This is a genomic window from Candidatus Zixiibacteriota bacterium, from assembly GCA_026397505.1.
Lineage (GTDB): Bacteria > Zixibacteria > MSB-5A5 > GN15 > PGXB01 > JAPLUR01.
Map to the genome: position 1 here is coordinate 1 of JAPLUR010000047.1, position 18722 is coordinate 18722.

Annotated in this window: 15 protein-coding genes; 4 read left to right on the plus strand and 11 right to left on the minus strand. The window is 50.0% G+C overall.

Features of this window, described 5'->3' with window-relative positions; genetic code table 11:
- The 11 genes from NT002_03695 to NT002_03745 all read right to left on the minus strand — a co-directional run.
- Positions 1 to 858, minus strand: an 858-nt coding sequence (locus tag NT002_03695; GenBank protein MCX6828367.1) for a hypothetical protein, incomplete at its 3' end; no start/stop codon positions are given.
- Positions 859 to 882: 24 nt separating this feature from the next.
- Complete coding sequence (locus NT002_03700; GenBank protein MCX6828368.1) at positions 883 to 1257, minus strand: GPW/gp25 family protein; 375 nt, start codon at positions 1255 to 1257, stop codon at positions 883 to 885.
- A 7-nt stretch (positions 1258 to 1264) separates the two neighbouring features.
- Positions 1265 to 2956 carry a type VI secretion system Vgr family protein gene (locus tag NT002_03705; protein ID MCX6828369.1) on the minus strand — a complete coding sequence of 564 codons (1692 nt, stop codon included), beginning with the start codon at positions 2954 to 2956 and terminating at the stop codon, positions 1265 to 1267.
- 67 nt (positions 2957 to 3023) lie between these two features.
- Positions 3024 to 3428: a type VI secretion system tube protein TssD gene (gene tssD, locus NT002_03710; protein MCX6828370.1), complete on the minus strand. Its 405-nt coding sequence runs from the start codon at positions 3426 to 3428 to the stop codon at positions 3024 to 3026.
- Between the two features lie 112 nt (positions 3429 to 3540).
- Positions 3541 to 4968 carry a hypothetical protein gene (locus NT002_03715; protein MCX6828371.1) on the minus strand — a complete coding sequence of 476 codons (1428 nt, stop codon included), beginning with the start codon at positions 4966 to 4968 and terminating at the stop codon, positions 3541 to 3543.
- 17 nt (positions 4969 to 4985) lie between these two features.
- Positions 4986 to 5426: a type VI secretion system contractile sheath small subunit gene (locus tag NT002_03720; protein MCX6828372.1), complete on the minus strand. Its 441-nt coding sequence runs from the start codon at positions 5424 to 5426 to the stop codon at positions 4986 to 4988.
- A gap of 20 nt (positions 5427 to 5446) precedes the next feature.
- On the minus strand, positions 5447 to 6550 hold the full coding sequence (locus NT002_03725; GenBank protein MCX6828373.1) for an AAA family ATPase: 1104 nt from the start codon (positions 6548 to 6550) through the stop codon (positions 5447 to 5449).
- Complete coding sequence (locus NT002_03730) at positions 6547 to 8001, minus strand: ATP-dependent Clp protease ATP-binding subunit (protein MCX6828374.1); 1455 nt, start codon at positions 7999 to 8001, stop codon at positions 6547 to 6549. The genes NT002_03725 and NT002_03730 overlap by 4 nt, the downstream gene beginning before the upstream one ends.
- Before the next feature lie 184 nt (positions 8002 to 8185).
- Complete coding sequence (locus NT002_03735; protein MCX6828375.1) at positions 8186 to 10576, minus strand: hypothetical protein; 2391 nt, start codon at positions 10574 to 10576, stop codon at positions 8186 to 8188.
- Positions 10577 to 10583: 7 nt separating this feature from the next.
- Positions 10584 to 11495, minus strand: a complete 912-nt coding sequence (locus tag NT002_03740; GenBank protein ID MCX6828376.1) for a carboxypeptidase-like regulatory domain-containing protein — start codon at positions 11493 to 11495, stop codon at positions 10584 to 10586.
- Between the two features lie 279 nt (positions 11496 to 11774).
- On the minus strand, positions 11775 to 12689 hold the full coding sequence (locus NT002_03745) for a hypothetical protein (protein ID MCX6828377.1): 915 nt from the start codon (positions 12687 to 12689) through the stop codon (positions 11775 to 11777).
- A gap of 262 nt (positions 12690 to 12951) precedes the next feature.
- Here NT002_03745 and NT002_03750 point away from each other — a divergent pair, with 262 nt between their 5' ends.
- From NT002_03750 to NT002_03765, 4 genes are all read left to right on the plus strand, one after another.
- On the plus strand, positions 12952 to 14655 hold the full coding sequence (locus NT002_03750) for a serine/threonine-protein kinase (GenBank protein ID MCX6828378.1): 1704 nt from the start codon (positions 12952 to 12954) through the stop codon (positions 14653 to 14655).
- A gap of 24 nt (positions 14656 to 14679) precedes the next feature.
- Positions 14680 to 15366: a hypothetical protein gene (locus NT002_03755; protein ID MCX6828379.1), complete on the plus strand. Its 687-nt coding sequence runs from the start codon at positions 14680 to 14682 to the stop codon at positions 15364 to 15366.
- A 74-nt stretch (positions 15367 to 15440) separates the two neighbouring features.
- Entirely contained in the window at positions 15441 to 16706 is a 1266-nt protein-coding gene (locus NT002_03760; GenBank protein ID MCX6828380.1) for a hypothetical protein, read from the plus strand.
- A gap of 21 nt (positions 16707 to 16727) precedes the next feature.
- Positions 16728 to 18617: a T9SS type A sorting domain-containing protein gene (locus tag NT002_03765; protein ID MCX6828381.1), complete on the plus strand. Its 1890-nt coding sequence runs from the start codon at positions 16728 to 16730 to the stop codon at positions 18615 to 18617.
- Positions 18618 to 18722 lie beyond the last annotated feature (105 nt).

The window sequence follows — 18722 nt, forward strand, 5'->3', positions numbered from 1 at the left end:
GCTTGCGCCACAGGCATGCGCCAATTCCTTATTGATTGGGCCTGACTCCCAGGAAGAGGTGAACTTTTCAGAAAAAATGATAAAATTTTCCTCCAGCGCCTTGAAGAGATCGCGCCCGGTACGCATGCCACCCCACTCAATGGCCCGCCCGCCGATGATAAACATCTCGCTGATTCCATCGCCCAGGCCCGGGCAGAATCCACTCTGCTGAGAAAAGCCCCCCGTTTGTGAACCGGGATGCCAATAAGCCCATCGCAATTGCTTCAGTATATCCGGGATGCCTTTGATGAAAAGAGCGGCGCCGTGAAAATTGCCGGCCGGCCCGGCGTAATCAATGCCGATATATATGTGACCGTGACCGCCGGATGGAAGTGATGTGACCTGGGAGCGCGGCTGAGAGGGCAGGCCAGCCCCTCCTGACGGGGATAGATTCATGACCCGGTCGCCAATCGTCAGGAAAACATATCGCACTTCGGCGGTCAGCAGACGTTCCTTTCGAAGCGACGAGAAGAAGAAAGTCTGACCGCCTTCCCTCTTTTCTTTATAGAAGAATCTTGAATGATGGTCCACATCAACCACCGGGTCGGTCGGCCTGCAGCGCATCACCGTATAGGCGGGCACCGGCCAGCGCTTGCTTTCCGGACAGACCGAGCGAATCAGCGAATTGGTAGCCATCTCCCAGACCATATCGATACGCTTGTCGATAATGGAAAGCTGATGAGCGTAAATTTGCAGAAGAATTTTTAGAATCGGATCCAGCCGGTCCGGAGATTCCGGTATTTCCGGATTCCATACCCGCAGTTCCCGATGCATATCGGAGAAAATCTTCTCCGGCGTCCGTGATTCCTTTGTTGTCATTCCTACATCCTGTTTCGGCAGGCACTAACCTAAATAGAAAGTGGCCTCATATTTCATTTCCTCATTGCCATCGCGGTAGTTGCCGGTGACTTTCACCGCCAGCCCGAGAGTATGAAGAGAACCATCATCCATCGGAAGGAAGGAGATCGATACGTTGTAAAGTCTCTTCTCAAACTTGTCAATGGAATTTCTGAGCCCCCCTCTGACATCGGTCTTGTTGGCCGTCTGCAAATCGGAAAATTCCTTGTCCCAGATATTGCATCCGTATTCGGGACTAAAGGGAATGGTGCCCGGCCGGGTGCTCAACAGAAGGCCGATCGAATAGGTTATCGATTCCTCCAGATTGCACCGCCCCAGATAACCCTCTTTCAGAATAAACGGTAAAGCAAGATAGTCCATTATCTGTTCAATTCAACTTGATGGGTGTTCCCTTTACATTCACCATCATTCCTTCAATATTGGAATTTGCCGAAGCTTTCAGACCCATGTTTATACTTTCGGCATTCAGATCGGTCCCCGCTTTCAAGACCATTTTCTGCTGGCTCTCGATAGTGATATTCTGCCCTTTCAGGCTGATATCTCCCTGGCTTTCAATGCTGATCTTGGGGGGGCTGGAAAGCTCCATCACAATGCTATTCTGACCGCCTTTCATGGCAATCTTTATCTGCTCTTTGCCGGATTCATCCATGATATAGATCTGATTTCCCCCCTTGGTGAGCAGCATCTTAACATCATTCTGGGGGTTATTTGTGTCGGAGTGCGGAGAATTGTCTTTATTGGTCAGGGCGCCCAGGGCGACGGGCAGGTCAGGGTCTCCCCTTTCAAATCCGACCAGGACCTCATCGCCAATCTCCGGCAGACAGAACCAGCCGAGGCTTTTTCCGGCGTGCAGTGTCATGAAGCGTATCCAAAGAGTAGTATTATTGCCGCTCCATGGGAATTTTACTTTGATGCGGCCCATTTTATCCGGGTCGTTATTGTCTACAACCACGGCACTTTGAAGATCTGTTATCTGTTTTGGCTCCAGGAGCGTCCGTGGGGCGGCGATATCCAAGGGAAGACATTCGAAATAATTGGCATATTTGCCGCTTTCGTCAAAATTGTGAACAACACCGGTGACCCAATAGGAGCCATCCAGCTTGTCCATTCCTCTGATCTTGACACAGCGACCAACCATTATCTTGGGTACAATCGAATCGCCCCGGCACAAGATCATTCGCCCCAGAGAGCCGCTTTTCTCATTCTGCAGGATGTCATCGAGCGATTGCGCATCAGGGACATGTTTGGCCCTCAAACTGTAACTGGATTCGGAATAGATATTCTTGGAGGCATCGGGCGAAAGCTTGGACAGATTCCCCAGCGCCGACTGCGCTGGAAGCGATTTCGTATCCTGAGTAAGTGTATTGCTTTGCTCGTAATTATAGACATCGGCATGATAGTCGGTAACACCCGTTCCCAGATTATAGCTAAATGACCCGAGGGTTTCTCTCCAGACCAGTTCTTCAATATCTGCGCCGCTGGCCTTGACCAGCCGAAATTCCTTGCCGTTGTAGAAAGCGTATTTCCCCGCTTCCAAAGCCAGTCGGGTGATAAAGGCGTAGTCGGTTTCATGGTACTGAACGGTGAATTTCATCGTCCCTTTGGTTGACTCGATATTTCCCACGGTGATAGGATAATTGCGCACAATGGCGCCGATTATTTCGCTGGCGCTCTGGTTTTCGAAAAAGGCATATTTCCTGGCTCCGTCGAGAGCAATGGTCGGGCCATATCCTTTGATAATGGCCGTATTGAGTCCGTCGATACTGCTTTCCAGACCAACATCGGTTACAATGCCGATGAATTCCAGTTCGCGGGAAGCATCGACCACGCCGCTGGTCACCTTGATATTGACCGCAATGGATTTGCCCAAAAAGCCGGTATATTTGGCAGGATCGTCAATATCTTTGCTGCCGGAGGCTTTCCCCACCTGCCTCAGCCTGACTTCAACACTATGATGATAATCGATATATTGGGCGAGAGTAACCGAGGAAATATCAAATTCTATTTTTTTATTATCCACGCGGATGGTACAGGCAGCTTCTGTTTGAACTCCGGACATATCGCCTCGCTATAATGTGTTTACCGGGCGGAAATATAAGGCTTCCCGCCCGGCAAAACAAGAATGGTTATTCCTGCCAGCGATTATCTATCTCGGCATCGCCGATTATCAGCTTGTGGCAGGAGATTTCAAAGTATTCATATACCTGATCATCCGGCTGATGCTTGACATGAGGGATATGCTCCTCATAGCGGGTGATGAAGCCTTCTTCCCAGGTCAACTCCTTCATGGTGGCATCATCGGGATTCTTGAATGTGACCTTACCGGCTTTCCAGTTCGGCTTGCTCGAATCCATTGCCCAGCGGGCAATATCGGCCTTTTCGTCCGATTCGCGCGTCACCCGGATAACGCCGGCGTGGGCGCGGTCGGCGGGACGGCCGGTTTCGTCTTTGGCGGTGTACAGTTCATAAGAGATCTCATAAACGTTCTTGTAAACAACACCGTCAATTTCGAGAATTGGTCTCCGTGCCATACTATCTCTCCTTAATCTTTATATTAGTTATAGATTCACACTCCATCTGCCAATACGAAAATCCAAATGCTTTTCCCGGACTCGCCTCCTTTCAAACTTAGGCAATGATCTCCTATTTATCTTTGACATTCGTTTGATTGTCCTGATTCCAGGCGACAAACTCGATATTGAAGGTTCGCGCCGGGTATTTCGGGTTGAGGCTGACTTTAACATCAATTTCCTGGCGCCTGCGCATCTCATCGTCAGCGAAGATGACGACATTATAATCCTGAAGGATATTATCGCCGCCGGTAATCGCCTTCATGAATTTATCGATATCTTTCCGCATGGCATCGATAAATTTCTGATCGATGACGGTAAAGGTTTGTTTGTTGAGATAGTTGCGCATGGTCTTGTAAACGTAGTCATAGGTACGCCGGATGGAATAGACATTAAATGTTTCCTTTGAAAAGAGGGTCGCGGCACCCATGGCGACCGCCGTCCCCTCGAAACTGACCAGGGGATTGACGCCCTTTTCGTTAATCTTGCTGGCGTCCGGCTGGTTGGCTTTGAATCGCAGGTATTTGGCATCGCTGATTTTGCCGTACTTAAAACCGGCCATCGGCTGCTGCATGCCGACGATTGTATCACCCTGATACATTTTTCCCGCCACGGCCGCCGAGGGAGGAGTCCACATATCCTCATCCTCATACTGGTTGGCATTGCGGGCCATCAGGTAGTTGGCGAAAACCGAAACATACTGCTTGTAATTGTCGATGCCCATAAGGTTGGCATAGCTGGGATCCTCCAGCATATCCATGACCTCTTCGAATTTCTCAAAATTCGGCAGGTCGGTCAAAATATGCACTTTGTTGGGGAATCCGAGCTGACGACCAAAGGTATCGATATTCTCGACGCTTCCCAGATAACCGGGGACAACGCACATGGCAAAACATTCCTTGATGCTCCATTCGCGATAAAGCTCCGCAATCGCCTTGGTAAGATTTTCGAATTTCTCCTTATCATTGGGATTGGTAAGCTCTTCGGCGCTGATGTTGGCAAAATAGGCATTTACCTTCTCGTCCGGTTCCTGCTGAGCATTGGCAAAGAATTTGTCGACCGCCCGATAGGTGGTCTCCATTTCCCGGGAAGCTTTATGCACTTTGCGCATATTCTTTTCCAGGTTGGTCTCCAGTTTGGCCGCTTCCTCATTGAGGTTTTTGCGGATATCATCCAAACTGCCGCTCCGGGAAAGGAAATCCATCCAGATTTTGAGACGATGCACGAGAAGTTTCCGCTGTTTGGCAAAGTCGGGTTTGCTCAGGAAGTCTTTTCTCTGGAAATCTTTCTTGGGGTCAAGCCATTCAACGCCGCGCACGAGGTCACCATCGGCGGTCTTGAATGACGGTAGAAGGTTGGCCAGTTTGCTGAAATCGGCAAAGGCATCACCCATAATCGAGGCGAACTCTTCATCGGAGACTTTTTCCACGGCCTCTTTCGGGGCGGCGGCCATTGCTTCGGCCTCCTGCGGTTTCATTTCTCTTTTTTCTTCATCAGCCATTTATGTTCACCTCTTTCCTATTCGCTCAGTAGGTCAATGTAATATTTCGCCACTTTTAACAAAGCCTCTTTCTTTTCCTTGTCTTCCAGAGTCTTCTTAAGGGCGTTGTTTTTCTTCAACTGCTTTTCCAGATCGGACAGCATCTCCTTGCCGTAGTAGACCTGCTGGAGATAGTCATTCTTCTCAATCAACTCCTTGGAGGTGAAATCCTTCATTGATTTGACCTCGAAGTTGGCGTTCACCTGCTGCCCGTCGGTCGATTCCAGTTCCGCCGAGAAAGAGGGGCGGAACTTCTCGAATACTTCCTTGAGATTGTTGCACCGCGTCGGCGTCACATCGGGTTCCTCTTCGCTGTTGAGCCGGGCGGCATAGAGGATCTTATTGGAAGGAAGCAGTTCGACCGGAATGGAATCATCCTTCTGGATTTTTTCGGTCGCGCCGAGAATGAATTTGGCCATTTATTCCTCCGTGTTATAAATTAATTATTGGATTTCTCTGCTAGGCTAAAGACATAAGCATCATCTTTGACATCAATCATAACCTGATCGCCGGGGGCGATTATTCCCGTGATAATATCAACCGACAGGCGGTTAATTATTTCCTTTTCAATAATTCTCTGAATGGGGCGGGCGCCCAGCTCGAAAGTATAGCCATCGACGGCCAGCTTATGCCTGGCTTCGGGGCTGAGTGTCGCTTTAATATCCAGGTCCTTCAGCAGACCGCACAGGGTTTGGAATTCCAGCCCGGCGATAACCTCGATCTGCTCCTGGGAAAAGGAATGATAGATAATGATATCATTGAGACGATTGAGAAACTCCGGACGGAATTTCTTGAATAGGAAAGATCGCACCTCATCCAAATTGACCTCTCGTCCTTCACGGTCGGCTTCCAGGATTTTGTCGGCGGCATAATTGGAGGTGAGCACAACCATAGTATTGGAAAAATCGACCGTTCTCCCCTGCCCGTCGGTCAGACGACCGTCATCCAGAAGCTGCAGCAGGACATTGAAAACATCGGGGTGTGCCTTTTCGGTCTCATCAAAGAGGACTATGGAAAAAGGTTTACGGCGAACCGCTTCGGTGAGAACCCCACCGGCTTCATAACCGACATATCCCGGAGGGGCGCCGATCATCTTGGCCACCGAGTGCGATTCCATGAACTCCGACATATCGAGCCTTACCATGGCGTTTTTGTCATCAAACAGAAATTCCGCCAGGAGCTTGGGCAAATAGGTTTTGCCGGTACCGGTGGGGCCGAGGAAAAGGAAAGACCCCATGGGACGGTTGGGCAGTTTCAGACCGGCTCGCGCTTTACGAACCGCATTGGCGATAGCCGAAATCGCCTTATCCTGACCGATAATTTTGGCCGAAAGGTAAGCTTCCATATTGATGAGACGGTCCTTTTCGGCCGTCATCATCTTGGAGAGCGGAATTCCAGTCCGGCGCGCTACGACGGCGGCAATATCGGCATCAAATATCTTGTGTTCAAGGGTATCAACAACTGCTTTAAGGTCATTGAACATTTGGGTTTTGTCGGCTAAATCCTTCTTGATCTCCGCCAGATTTATCTTCTTGGTAATCATTTTTTGGCTCCTGTCAGAGATTCAACCCGCTGCCCCCAGTGACCCTTAAGGCTTTCAATATTGCGCGTGAAATCATCATAGGCGATCTGGAGTTTGTCAAAATCTTCCTTGTCTTTATCAGGATCTTTACCTTCGCAGGCCTGAATCAATTTCTGGACTTCCTCAATCTGTGCGGCCAATGCCGGAATCTTGACCCTGGCAAACTCTTCTTTGACGCTGAATTCCGAGGCGGCTTCATCAACAATATCGATGGCCACATCGGGGAGATTTCGCTCACTCAAATATCTCTGAGCATACTTGACCGAGGCCACTACTGCCTCATCGGTATAGGTTATCTTGTGATGCTCGGCATACTTGGGGATGACGCCCTTGACAATGCGAACCGCTTCATCAAAATTGGGCGGGGCTACTTTGACCTTCTCAAAGCGGCGATCGAGGGCTTTGTCTTTCTCAAGATGCCTAATGTATTCCTCTTCGGTTGTGGCGCCGATGAGACGAATCTGGCCGCGGGCGAGAGCCGGTTTGATGAGATTGGCGGCATCCATGCCGCCCCCGGATCCACCCGAGGCAATAGTATGGATTTCATCGATGAAAAGGATGGTCTTTCCGCCCGATTTAACCACCTCGCTGACCAGAGCCTTGAACCGTTCTTCGAATTCGCCTTTATATTTGGCGCCGGCCACCAGAGAACCCATATCGAGTGACATAACCTTGACGCCCAAAAGGGTTTTGGGGACTTTTCCAGCAATTATCGCCTGGGCGAACCCTTCGACTATGGCGCTCTTGCCTACTCCGGCGCCGCCAACCAAAACGGGGCTGTTTTTGCGGCGGCGAAGCAGTATCTGAATAAGCTGCTGAACTTCTTTCTCGCGACCGATCAGGGGATCGAATTCCCCGGCGGCCGCCTGATTGGTCATATCAATGCAATAGCGAAGCGTCCCGGCAACTTCCCTTTTACCCTCGGCTTCCCCCGATACCCCAGACGGCCCGGTGGTAGTGGCAATTTCCTGTATGGATTTGCTGTCGGCGATCGCCTTATAAATAACCTCTTTACTGATATCGATTTTATCCCGGAGATATGGCGACAATTTCGACCGGGGGTCAAGAATGGCAATAAAAATATGTTCCGGTTCCACCAGAGCATCATATAGCTTGGCTTTTTCCTCGAGCGCCTGAGCAAGAGTATCCTGGACGGCCGGGGCGATGGTCAGACTATCTCTGGCCGTGCTTTTCCGCGGCTGTTCCTTGATAAACTCTTCCACCATTGCTTCTAGATATGCCCGGTTCTTTCCCAACTGATTAAGGATTGTTTCCACCCCGGAGCTCTCATGCCTGATGGCGGCGATGAGAAGATGCTCAATTTCGATTTCGGGATGACGGAAAGCGGCGGCAACCTCACGGGCACTCTTGATAACAGCTCTTGAATCCGACGAGTAGTTGGCGATATCCATAGGAGCCTATATATCCCTCAAAAAGGTTACATGAATCTTCAATTACTGATACAACCTGTTATGGCTAAGTTGCGATATGCCAAAATATTATATCCAAATCCATTTGTTGTCAAGAAGTTTGTTTTCCGATGCCGATTCTGTAAAGCAGCGGCGCCGGAAGGAAGCGATACCCAATGTGAAATCATCACGTGTTCGCTTTCAATTTATCTATATATTCCTGAGTGGCGATTCTTACCGAGCTATACTCTGTCTTATACAATTCCTTGCCGCCCGAATCAAACAGAGTGATCCGGCATTTTATTGTATAATAATCATCTGGCGGGGGCGGTTTGATCATGAAATTGACCTTAGTTTCATCGAGAATCGTTCCGTCGACGTTCAAATTGCGCGCGGTTATCGGAAGATTATTGTTGTCGCTGATCAAATCGTTTGTGAAAAAGCCGACATCAAAGACCTCGACTCTCAATTTCCCCGCGCTTCCATATTTGGTGTAGACATTGATATACATTAGCCCGGAAGCTGGATAGGCGGCATAGAAATCTCCCCGGGTGGCGCTCGGCCCGATGAACGAAACTTGATTGCCATAGGGGCGCCCGAGATTGCCGGCGCTGACAGCGATTTCCTTGAGCAGGATCGGTACCTGCTTAGCAGGAAATGTCACACCGGAGATTGTTTTGTTGAGGGACATATCGTCGATTTTCATAGTAATGTCATCGCTGGGGTCAATTCCAACTTTAATAGTATAGCGAGCACGATCGTCGCGGGCGATTCCAGGCCAAATATCCCACGGGTCATAGATTTCGACATTGGGCGGTTGAAGAAGAGGAAGATTCTTGACCACCCTTCCTTTTTTGGCCACTGAAGTGAGATTGGGGTAAATGGCCTGCACCTGGAGCGAGTTGTTGCTATTATCTTCCTCGAGGATTTCCACAAAAACCGGTGAACCCTCGGCAACGGTCCAGCACTCGGCTCGAAGACAGGAATTGTTGGCGTCAAAATCATTTCTATTGAATGAAAGTTCCAGAGTGAACATCTTCTTAAAATACTCCGAAACAGTGTCCTTGATGGCAATGACTCCGTCCTCGCCCCAATAGGTATCCTCGAGATAATCAATCAATTTAGAATCCAACACAGCGGCCATCACGATTGCCAGAGCGAATGTGAGAACCGCAGCGAAGCCACTTATCCACGAAATATCCATTATTATTCCATAAATACCAAAGCCGGTTATTGCAATGCCGACAACATTAAGACCCATTACATCCCAATCGCGGCTTTTTATTCCTTCGTAGACTTCAAGGAACTGCAGGATTATGGTTGCAATGCCGGCTGCAACGCCCAATCCAATCGCAAGTTTCTTTGCCGCCGCGGCCCGCAATGGCTTATTGCTGTATTCAGCCTGAGTGGCTACGTTGTCAGTTATGGTCTTGGCCAAACCCATCAGATTGCCGTATGCATTCAGGTAATCCTTCCCTTCCGCATTGCGCAAATCAGCGAGTATTTTTACCAATGAAATGAGAAAGGCGCCCATATCGATGGAAAGCCCGATCCAGGCATTATCCAGCGCCTCTTTGCCTTTAATCTTGTCCAGCTCCGCTTTGAAGGCCGGATCGTACCGGGGACTGCCCAGAGTTGTAAATTCATTTAGAATTTCATCGAATTCGTGGGTCGTCCGAAGACGATTCATCATCGCTTCGCCCTTGGTAGCGAAGTATTCGGCTCGCTTCTCAAAGTAATCAGGAATATCAATTTTGAGCTTCTTTTCTAGAAACTTGATCGACTTTGAAAGTTCGGAGCTATTAATTACATCGGGAATTGACTGCACGGATCGATTGGCAATCACTTTCTTAATTTGAATATTGAGGATAGGAAAAGCATTGTAAACGAATTTCCCAACCGGTTCCAGAATCGAATTCACTTTACCGGCATAATCCCATACGTCCGAGAATGCGACATGGCTCTTGACCCAATCCTCGTCAAAAAGGTTCTTGAGGAAACTTTGACCTTGTTCGGTAACAACCAGACGTTCGGTCAACAGGGCAAGGTAATGGTCAATTTCGCGCAGAATAGGCTGATCGGGACTGCTTTGAGGAGGAAGGTGATCAACATCATAATACTGCTTGGCGGTTTCCAGGCTGATCTGGCAGTTACTGTGAAATTGAACCATATGGGTTTCAAAGCTTTGGTCTGTAATGAAATCAATCAGCCGCTGGGCGGCATCGCCTGCCTGCTGTTTCTTCATCTCCATGAATTTCTGCCGCCATACAATCTCCTCATAAATTGCCGTATCCTCGGCAGTCATGGCCGTATCAACGCCCTTCTTGGGACGCATCTCCTTCCAGACCTTACCCTGAAAAGCCTTGGATTGATCGGCATTATCGGCAACCTGCGCCACAAAGTAGGCCATGCGGAGATATTCGGCATGAGCCAGATTCGCCTCGTCAAGGTCACCCAGCGCTTGGAAATAAAGCTCCTTAAACTTGATCGCTTTCTGGATTGGGCATTTGTCCAGAAGAGCGCAGTCGCTCACAATCTTCAGTTTATTGCCGCTAACCGCCGAGATTCCTTCAGCCATAATTTCCCTAATTGCTACCTGTCTGTTGGCTCTGCTGTTGTTGTTGCTGAGGCTCTGAAAATTCCACCTTGCATTCGCCGGGCGGAACATCGGTCACCCGAACATACCCGTTGGCGTCGGTTTTCCCCTTCTTCTGAGTGCCGTCAGGGAGCGTGATCGTGCAATCCCGGTCGGGCAGGGGACGCCCCACCTTGTCAACCACCCGAATTTCCAGCCAGTCCTTGAAAGTCAAAATCCCTGACTCCTGTTTGGTGCCGAATTCCTTCCCTTCCACCTTAATTGTAAAAAAGTATTCCGGGGGGTTATAGTTCTTGCCATATTTCTTCATTTTTTCGTCGGTCGGTATCTGGTCGGTATCTTCGTGATATTCATATTCCCAGAGGAGTTCAATCTTTTTATTCTGAACCGCGGTCGGCAATTCGACGATTTTGTCATGAATGCTATCCCGGTCATATTCATAGACGGTGAGCATGACTTCGGTGCCGTCTTTAACCTGGTCGATGTCGGCCGAGAGAGTCAGGGTATCTCCTCTTCGTGCCTCCTTGGCGCTCCATTTCATGTTAGTGACTTTAATCGCCGGGCGAACCGGTATTCGATTGGAATCACCCTTCACCCCATTCTTGGATAGATCGACCTCGAAAAAGACAAAATCATCAAGCTTGATATCATCGGGGATATCAAATTCACCGATGAATTTATTATTCTTGATTTTATCTTTGATTTTACCCAGGCTTTTCCCGTTGTCGCTCTTGCCGGTGATAGAAATATCGGCTCCCTCGCCGACAAAAGCGGTCAGGACTTCAAAAGGGGCTTTTTCGCCGGCATAGGCGGCGCCGGTCCGCCAGGCGGCCGCAATCAGCGATGACGTCAATTTCTCTTTATGCTCAGAGTCGGCTGCTTTAGTGAATTTTATCGGCACGAATATTTCCTTTACTTCAGTTGGGCTTCAAGCGTTCCATGAAAGAATATAGTATTGGGTCATCTGGCAACACCCCGAATCCTGCATGAGCAATAAGTCGACCCATTAATCCCTTACCAGATTCGAATTTGAAATTATCAAAAGAAATATATCAATCCGTTACAGCCCAAGTCAACCATAATTTCCGGTTATTCGGGCGGCCGAATTGGGGATTTATTTCCCCAATATGGGATCGAAAATGATTCCTTTATCCCAGACCGATCTGCTGCCCGAATAAATTCACTTTTTCTTGTAGTCGGTCGGTACCTCAAATTTAGCGGCATCAATGGTGGCGGCTTCGACTCCCAATACTTCGGTCCCGAACGACATAATGGTGGTCATGCCGTCGGCCGACTTGGGAGCCTGTTTTTTCCCGAACAGGCCGCCGATTTTTCCCATTACCTTGGCTGCCTCCTCGCCCCCCTCACCACTCCCTTCTCCACCAGATTTTTCGACCAGGAATGAAACCTTAATAGGAAATCCGCCAGCCTCTTTGATTTTCTGTGACATTTCCCCGAAATGGGTCGCATATTTGCCGGTCATCTGGGACATTCCCTGCTGTGCCTGGTATTCATCGATGCCGAGGACTTTGGCATAATTGCGGTAGAATTCCTCCATCTCCGCCATCCCGGGGACATCCTTGGCCAGCCAGAAATCATAGGTGATTCGGATCTTATCGGTCGAGTCTTTCTTGTTCACGCCAATTGCTTTCCCGATCACATTCCGGCAGCCGAAGCCATTGACATCCTTGGTCCCATCCGGGGTCAGAATATTGACCGTCCATTCGTAGGTAGTATCGCTGTAATCCTCTTCCCGCCCCCCATACTCTTCCTGAGACTCTTTTGACTGAGCCATCAACTCTTTTAAAGAAGCCAGCGGGGTTTCCTTATAAGTCCTCTTGTCCGGATTAATGTCCCAGAGCAATTCCTTATCAAGGCGGGTTATCTGGATTTCTTCCTTTCCCTTCCCTTTCGCCTTAACGCGTTCGACACTGCAACGGTCGGCCTTGAGATATTCGGTTTCGGTGGCCTCAAAAGCCCCGAAACCCATCACGCCGCCAAAAGTTGATTTCTTTTTAATTACGACATCGGCCTGCGCCGTAAAAACGCAGCCGGCAAAAAGCAATGCGGCCAGCAACCAGTGGATGTTTTTCATTACATCTCCTTTCAAATAGCAGGCTTTCAAAATCAAGCATAGATTTTTTTCAATCTATAATCAAGTTTTTCTTTCAGACCATTCCCGCAGAGAAATATTTTCCCATGACCTCATAAAAAGTACTTGCGATTTATTCAATTAAAGATGTAACTTGGATAAGACCTTGTTGGGAATAGGACTTATACGATTTTCTCAGTTTCTATGCACGATCTTTGCGACATAAATAGTCCCGCTTTCCGGGACCACATTCCTGGAGCCCCATATGCCTGACAATACCGGAGATTCTTTTCGAGAGACCTCCCAGCCCGAGGGAAGCAATGACCCTCTTGGGATTCTCGGCTGGGTAATCGGGGGTAAATACAAAATCCGCGCTTATATCGGCGGCGGAGGGTTTGGTGAGGTTTATGAGGGATTCAATGCCAATCTCCCCGAACAGCGTCTGGTCATAAAATTCTTTAAGAGAGTACAATCACGGGATAAATTCGCCAAGGAAGCCAAAATTCTCTGCCTTCTGGACCATCCCAATATTCTCCGCGTGATCGATTATCTTCCAGAGGAAGGGGCTTTGATTGTCCCCTTTATCGATGGCCGTGACGGGGGGAAAACGCTTAAGGAATCAGGCCCCCTGCGGAAGGATCTCTATCTGCGGGTGGCGCGCACCATGACCGATGCTCTGGCGTATGCCCATGATAAGAAGATTGCGCATCGCGACCTTAAACCGGGGAATATTCTGATCGACAAAAATGAGCATATTTTTCTGATCGATTTCGGTATTGCCAAAGAGATGGGCGGCTCGGCGACGAAAACGGCATATGTGGCGCTGACACCTCTCTTCGCGGCACCGGAAAGACAACGCGGGGATCAGGACTATAATCCATTTCTGAGCGACATATATGAGATGGGTGTGACTCTGTTCAATTTTGCGACCAACGAGATGCCGTATCGCAATCCAAGCAATCCCAACTTTCAGGAATGGGGAGGCCCCGCGATAAAAAAGCTCTCGCCGCAATTGCGACGCATTCTCCGCAAAGCAACTCATCCCGACCCGGCCGAAAGGTACCAGACCGCGGCCCAGATGGCCGAAGAGTTTCGCAGTCTGGAACAGGTCTATGCCCATGCCTCCAAGCCGCGCTATCTGGCCATAGTTGGGGTGATCTTGCTGATCGCGGTGGCGGCCTTTGTCGCCAAACAGATGTTTACCGGCAGCGGTACGGAGCCGCAGGTTTCCCAGACAACCGCCCAGGAAAAGACTAAAGAGGCTCCCAAAATTCCGCCGCCGGAAGAAAAACAGAAACAGGAAATCACGACCCCGGCAAAGAAGACTGAGACGCCTCCCGCGACAACCACCAAGACAGCGGAGGAGAAAGCCGTTCCGGTTGAAAAGCAGGAGGCGGCCAAAACTGAAACACCACCGGTTCCCCAGCTTCCCTCTCTGCTTGTGCATGTAAATCCACAATATAATGTTTCGCTTTTTGTGGACGGCAAGGAACGCAGTCCCGATCGGCGTCTTGAGCTGACCGCAGGAAAACATGAAGTGAAAATTATTCACGCTGACTTCCCAATCGTGATTGATACTATTGATGTTACCGTTGACCGCAGCGCCGAGTACAATCTGACCGCCCGCTATACCGGAGCCCCCAGCGTCAATTTCCGCGTCGGCATTTCACCTTCGGAACTGGCCGACAATATCCTGCAGGTGTCCTTCAATGGCAAGAAGTATCAGTACAAAAACGAGGAACTGCCGATTCTGGACTTCCGCAAAATTGCCGGCACCTGGCAGTTCCGGTTTGATATCTTACCTTCCCGCGGGGGAACCGCGCCTCGAATAGATTCCATAGTCACCTTTCCATACGGCGACGGGCCGCAGGTGCGCTGGAAAGGGACCGGCAGCACAGTAAATTTCGGCGCCGGCGATTGGCGCGACATTGAATCAATAGATATGCTTTTATTCTGGTCAAATCGTTAATTGAATCTTATCTCAGGAGGTTTAATGCAAATCAGGATTCGCTATCTTCGCACGACCGCGTTGATGCTCCTTCTGGCTTACCTTCAGATGGTGTTTTTCCCCATGTGGGGCTTCGCCCAGACGCCCAATTGCGGCTATGACAGTAAAACGCCAACGCTGGAGCACGCACGCAAGAATTTCAAAGGCCTCAACTATAGGTGCGCTGAGGCGGAGTTGAATGACCTGCTCGGACTCCCGGAACTGAGCCTGGAAGACAAATCGAATGCGCATATTCTTCTGGCCGCGGTTTACTACGCCATGCTCAAGGACGACTCGGAAAAGCGCAGTATGGTCATGCAGCAGTTTAAGGCGGCTTTCAAGGCTTACCGCGAGTGGCGGGGTGAGTTGGATATCAAGTCGCCCGAGTTTGTGGAGATGATGAAAGAGGCCCAGCTTGAGGTAGATACTGAAGCGATTGCAACTCCGCCCACGACCACCGAGCCGGAAAAGCCGGCCGAGGATACAACCAAAGCCAAGCCGGCGCCGCCTGTTATCGCCGAAACCAAAGCAGCCAAGACCGGCGGTAAAGCGTGGTATAAGCAATGGTGGGCCATTGGGCTGGGTATCGGTGTAGTTGCCGGGGCCGTTGTTCTTCTCGCAGGAGGCGGCGGCGAAACTACTAAGCCTTTGGACACGCTGCCGACGTTTCCAAATCCGCCCTCAAAAAGGTGATTGGAGAAGGCGAAATGAAATCGGACAGATATCAACGAAATATGCCATATCCCCCAAGGAAAAGGAGTACAAGAATGAACAGAAAATTCTTTATGGTTTTGGCGGCCATGCTGGCTATCGTGTTTGCTTTGAGTTTTAACGCCGCCGCACAGGTGCCGAATACGATCATGTATCAGGGAAGATTAACCGATGCCGCTGGGGCGCCGATTTCCACGGCCACATCGGTTGTGTTTTCAATTTATGCAACCATAGGCGCTGACACCCCGGTCTGGACCGAGACCATAGCTGATGTTGCTCCTGATGTTCAAGGGGTGTTTACCGTTGAACTGGGACTTGTGACACCCCTGCCGGCCAATCTTTTTGACGGCACCAAGAAATATCTGGGCATAAAAGTCGGTGCCGACACCGAAATGAACCCGCGCCAGGTTTTGACCTCCGGGCCGTATTCGCTGAACGCAAATATTGGTGATGGAACGGTCACGACCGCTAAGATCGCCAATGGAGCGGTGCTCGACACCAAATTGGGGACCGGTTCGGTGATCGAGTCCAAGATCGCCAACTATGCGGTGACCACATTAAAGATACTCGACGGCGCCGTAACGTCGGGGAAGATTGCGGATGGAGCCATAAACAGCGCCAAAATAGCCGACTTGAGTGTTGCCACCATCGACATTGCCGACAATGCCATAAATAGTGCCAAAGTGGCTGATGGATCGATCACGACCGCCAAGATTGCGGATGGCACGGTAACCAGCGCCAAAATCGCCGATCTCAGCATCGGCACAATCGATATTGCAGACAATGCTATAACGGGGGCCAAAGTGGCTAATAGCTCACTCGACCATGGTGATATTGGCGACGAAGCGGGTATTAGTAGCATTTATGATGGCACCGATAACTCGCTGACAGGTACTGTAGCAGCCGTGGATTCGGTGTCAATCACCTGTCCATCAGGCGGCTACCTTGTGATAGAAGCAGCGGGGTTTCTCCAAACCTATCATACATTGAACGCCGGCGCGTTTGCACTTCGTGTTTGCCTGTCAACTACTCGGGCATCCATGGATTACACAAATTTCGTCTTATATGAAATACCTACTGGTTCTGCGACAGGAACCTATAACGTGCCCTTCACACTATTAATGACAAGCGTTGTTTCGGCAGGTTCTTATAAGTACTATCTTAATGCAGATGCTTTTTCAGGTGCGGGATATGTGGCCAGTGGCTCAACCGGTCGGATTCATATCGTGGCGACATATTATCCTTCTGCTTATGGCAGTGTTGCCAGCACAAATTCACCGGCACCCTTGAAACCAGGAAACTCTGACGGTTCCACCGAGTAACCTGAAAGAAGGGAAGGTCCAATGAAAGTGCCAAATAAAGCCATGGCGCTGGTGCTCTGCCTGCTCTTTCTTTCCGGCAGTGTATGGGCACAGACTAGCGCCAATTATATATTGCAGGTTGGCGGGCCGGTGGGTGGTGGCGGCAGTGCCGGCAGCAGCGGGTATAATGTAACCGGCGATGTCCCATTAAGTGCCTCGGGCGGCTCCGGTTCGAGTAATTATACGATTGTGGGAGGAATTCTCGGCGCCGCATACCGTGGCGCGGCCTCCTTTTCGGCCATGTACACAGGCAGTGATGAGGAAACCGTTAACATTGCCGCTCGGACTTTGAAAGTAGCTTACAGCGGTGGTACCGGTGCAGTCGCGGGCGTATTTTATTATCGTCTGGGCGGTGATGAGTCTTATTCCAGCGCCGGTATGACAGCAGGTACCGGGGACACCATGCTTTACATCCTGCCGGCCAACTCTCTTACTATCCGCGGTCTGGAGTACTATTTCGAACTGACGCGCAATTCTATTATGGTGTCGCTCCGACATCCAATAGCCCCATATGTCTTTATCACCCGGTTTGATAATACCGTGGGAAAAAGGCCGACCGCTATGCCGAACGCCCAATATCGAATTATCGGGGTTCCGATCGGCTTTTCAACGCGGCAGTCGGTTGATGATGTTTTCCTCGATGATCTCGGCGCCGCCGACAAGAAACAATGGCGGCTGGCCAACTATGACAATACGACCGGGACATATCTGGAGTATCCCGATGCATCTATTGTCACTCCCACCCGGGGATACTGGCTGATTGCCCGGGGCGGTAAGAAATACGGCGCCGCCGGATTCTCTATGCGGCCGAATACGTCTCTTCCTATCCCCGGTGGAATCGGCTGCTACGAAGTGGCGGTAGACTCCGGCTGGAACCTTGTGGCCAATCCTTTTCCATTCAATATCAGTTGGGCAGATGTACGGTTTAAGGATAATGATGTTCTGCAGGATGGCCATCCCGCATCAGTTCTTGATGATTTCGCATACTGGTATTCGGGAACGGCTTATAGTAATGTCGCCACAATTCCGGCATGGGATGGGTTTTTCGTGAAAATCAACAAACGCAACATCAAAATTCTATTCCCATATCGCGTAAGCGGTATTACTCTGATTGACAAACTATTTGCGGGCATGCCATCGGCCGGGGGAACCGCCGGGGCATGGGATATCCAGTTGCAGTTGGCTGTCGGGGATCGTCTGGATGACTGCAATTTTGCCGGAGTAAGAGGTGATGCCTCAACGGGGCCAGACGTATATGATTATTCCGAACCGCCGCCTGCGCCTGAAGGTCCGATGCTTGCCTTCCGCCTCCCGGACGGCGATAAAGGTTTGCACCGTGCTGATTATCGCGCCCCGTTCAGTGACGGCGCGACCTGGGATATTACCATGCTGCCGATGCCGGGGCGTGTCCTGACCCCCGGCGGACTAGGACAGATTCCGGAAGGTATGGAGGCATGGCTGGTTTTGGACAACGGAGCCAAATATAAATTGACCGAGGGTGACGCGATAGGCATCCCCGATGGAGTAAAGTCGGGCCGGTTGCTGGTTGGAACGGAGAAATATCTCGACGAAGAGGACTCTATTTTGATTCCTTATAATTATGCCCTTTTCCAGAATTTCCCCAATCCGTTCAACCCGTCGACAAGTATCAGATTCGCTCTGCCGAAAAGCGGTAAGGTCAGACTGGAGGTTTTTAATCTCCTTGGCCAGAAAGTGAAAACTTTGATTGACGGCGAACTCGAGGCCGGGTATCACAGCGTTTTGTGGGATGGTAACGATAGTCACGGCAAAGCGGCAGCCACCGGCGTATATTTCTATAAGATGACCGCCGGCGCTTTTTCCGAGAATCGCAAGATGCTGCTTCTGAAATAGCGATAAACTGTCTCAGGCCCTGCATGGTCTTAAGGATTCGGATTACTGAAGGGATCGATCATCGGATCGGTCCCTTTCTTTATGGGTAAGTTTACTCTTGAGAAA

What these genes read in the sequence shown, in the direction of transcription:
- NT002_03700 (MCX6828368.1), bottom strand. Translation starts at nt 1,257, where the DNA reads ATGGACTATCTTGCTTTACCGTTTATTCTGAAAGAGGGTTATCTGGGG.
- NT002_03705 (MCX6828369.1), bottom strand. Translation starts at nt 2,956, where the DNA reads ATGTCCGGAGTTCAAACAGAAGCTGCCTGTACCATCCGCGTGGATAAT.
- tssD (MCX6828370.1), bottom strand. Translation starts at nt 3,428, where the DNA reads ATGGCACGGAGACCAATTCTCGAAATTGACGGTGTTGTTTACAAGAAC.
- NT002_03715 (MCX6828371.1), bottom strand. Translation starts at nt 4,968, where the DNA reads ATGGCTGATGAAGAAAAAAGAGAAATGAAACCGCAGGAGGCCGAAGCA.
- NT002_03720 (MCX6828372.1), bottom strand. Translation starts at nt 5,426, where the DNA reads ATGGCCAAATTCATTCTCGGCGCGACCGAAAAAATCCAGAAGGATGAT.
- NT002_03725 (MCX6828373.1), bottom strand. Translation starts at nt 6,550, where the DNA reads ATGATTACCAAGAAGATAAATCTGGCGGAGATCAAGAAGGATTTAGCC.
- NT002_03730 (MCX6828374.1), bottom strand. Translation starts at nt 8,001, where the DNA reads ATGGATATCGCCAACTACTCGTCGGATTCAAGAGCTGTTATCAAGAGT.
- NT002_03735 (MCX6828375.1), bottom strand. Translation starts at nt 10,576, where the DNA reads ATGGCTGAAGGAATCTCGGCGGTTAGCGGCAATAAACTGAAGATTGTG.
- NT002_03745 (MCX6828377.1), bottom strand. Translation starts at nt 12,689, where the DNA reads ATGAAAAACATCCACTGGTTGCTGGCCGCATTGCTTTTTGCCGGCTGC.
- NT002_03750 (MCX6828378.1), top strand. Translation starts at nt 12,952, where the DNA reads ATGCCTGACAATACCGGAGATTCTTTTCGAGAGACCTCCCAGCCCGAG.
- NT002_03755 (MCX6828379.1), top strand. Translation starts at nt 14,680, where the DNA reads ATGCAAATCAGGATTCGCTATCTTCGCACGACCGCGTTGATGCTCCTT.
- NT002_03760 (MCX6828380.1), top strand. Translation starts at nt 15,441, where the DNA reads ATGAACAGAAAATTCTTTATGGTTTTGGCGGCCATGCTGGCTATCGTG.
- NT002_03765 (MCX6828381.1), top strand. Translation starts at nt 16,728, where the DNA reads ATGAAAGTGCCAAATAAAGCCATGGCGCTGGTGCTCTGCCTGCTCTTT.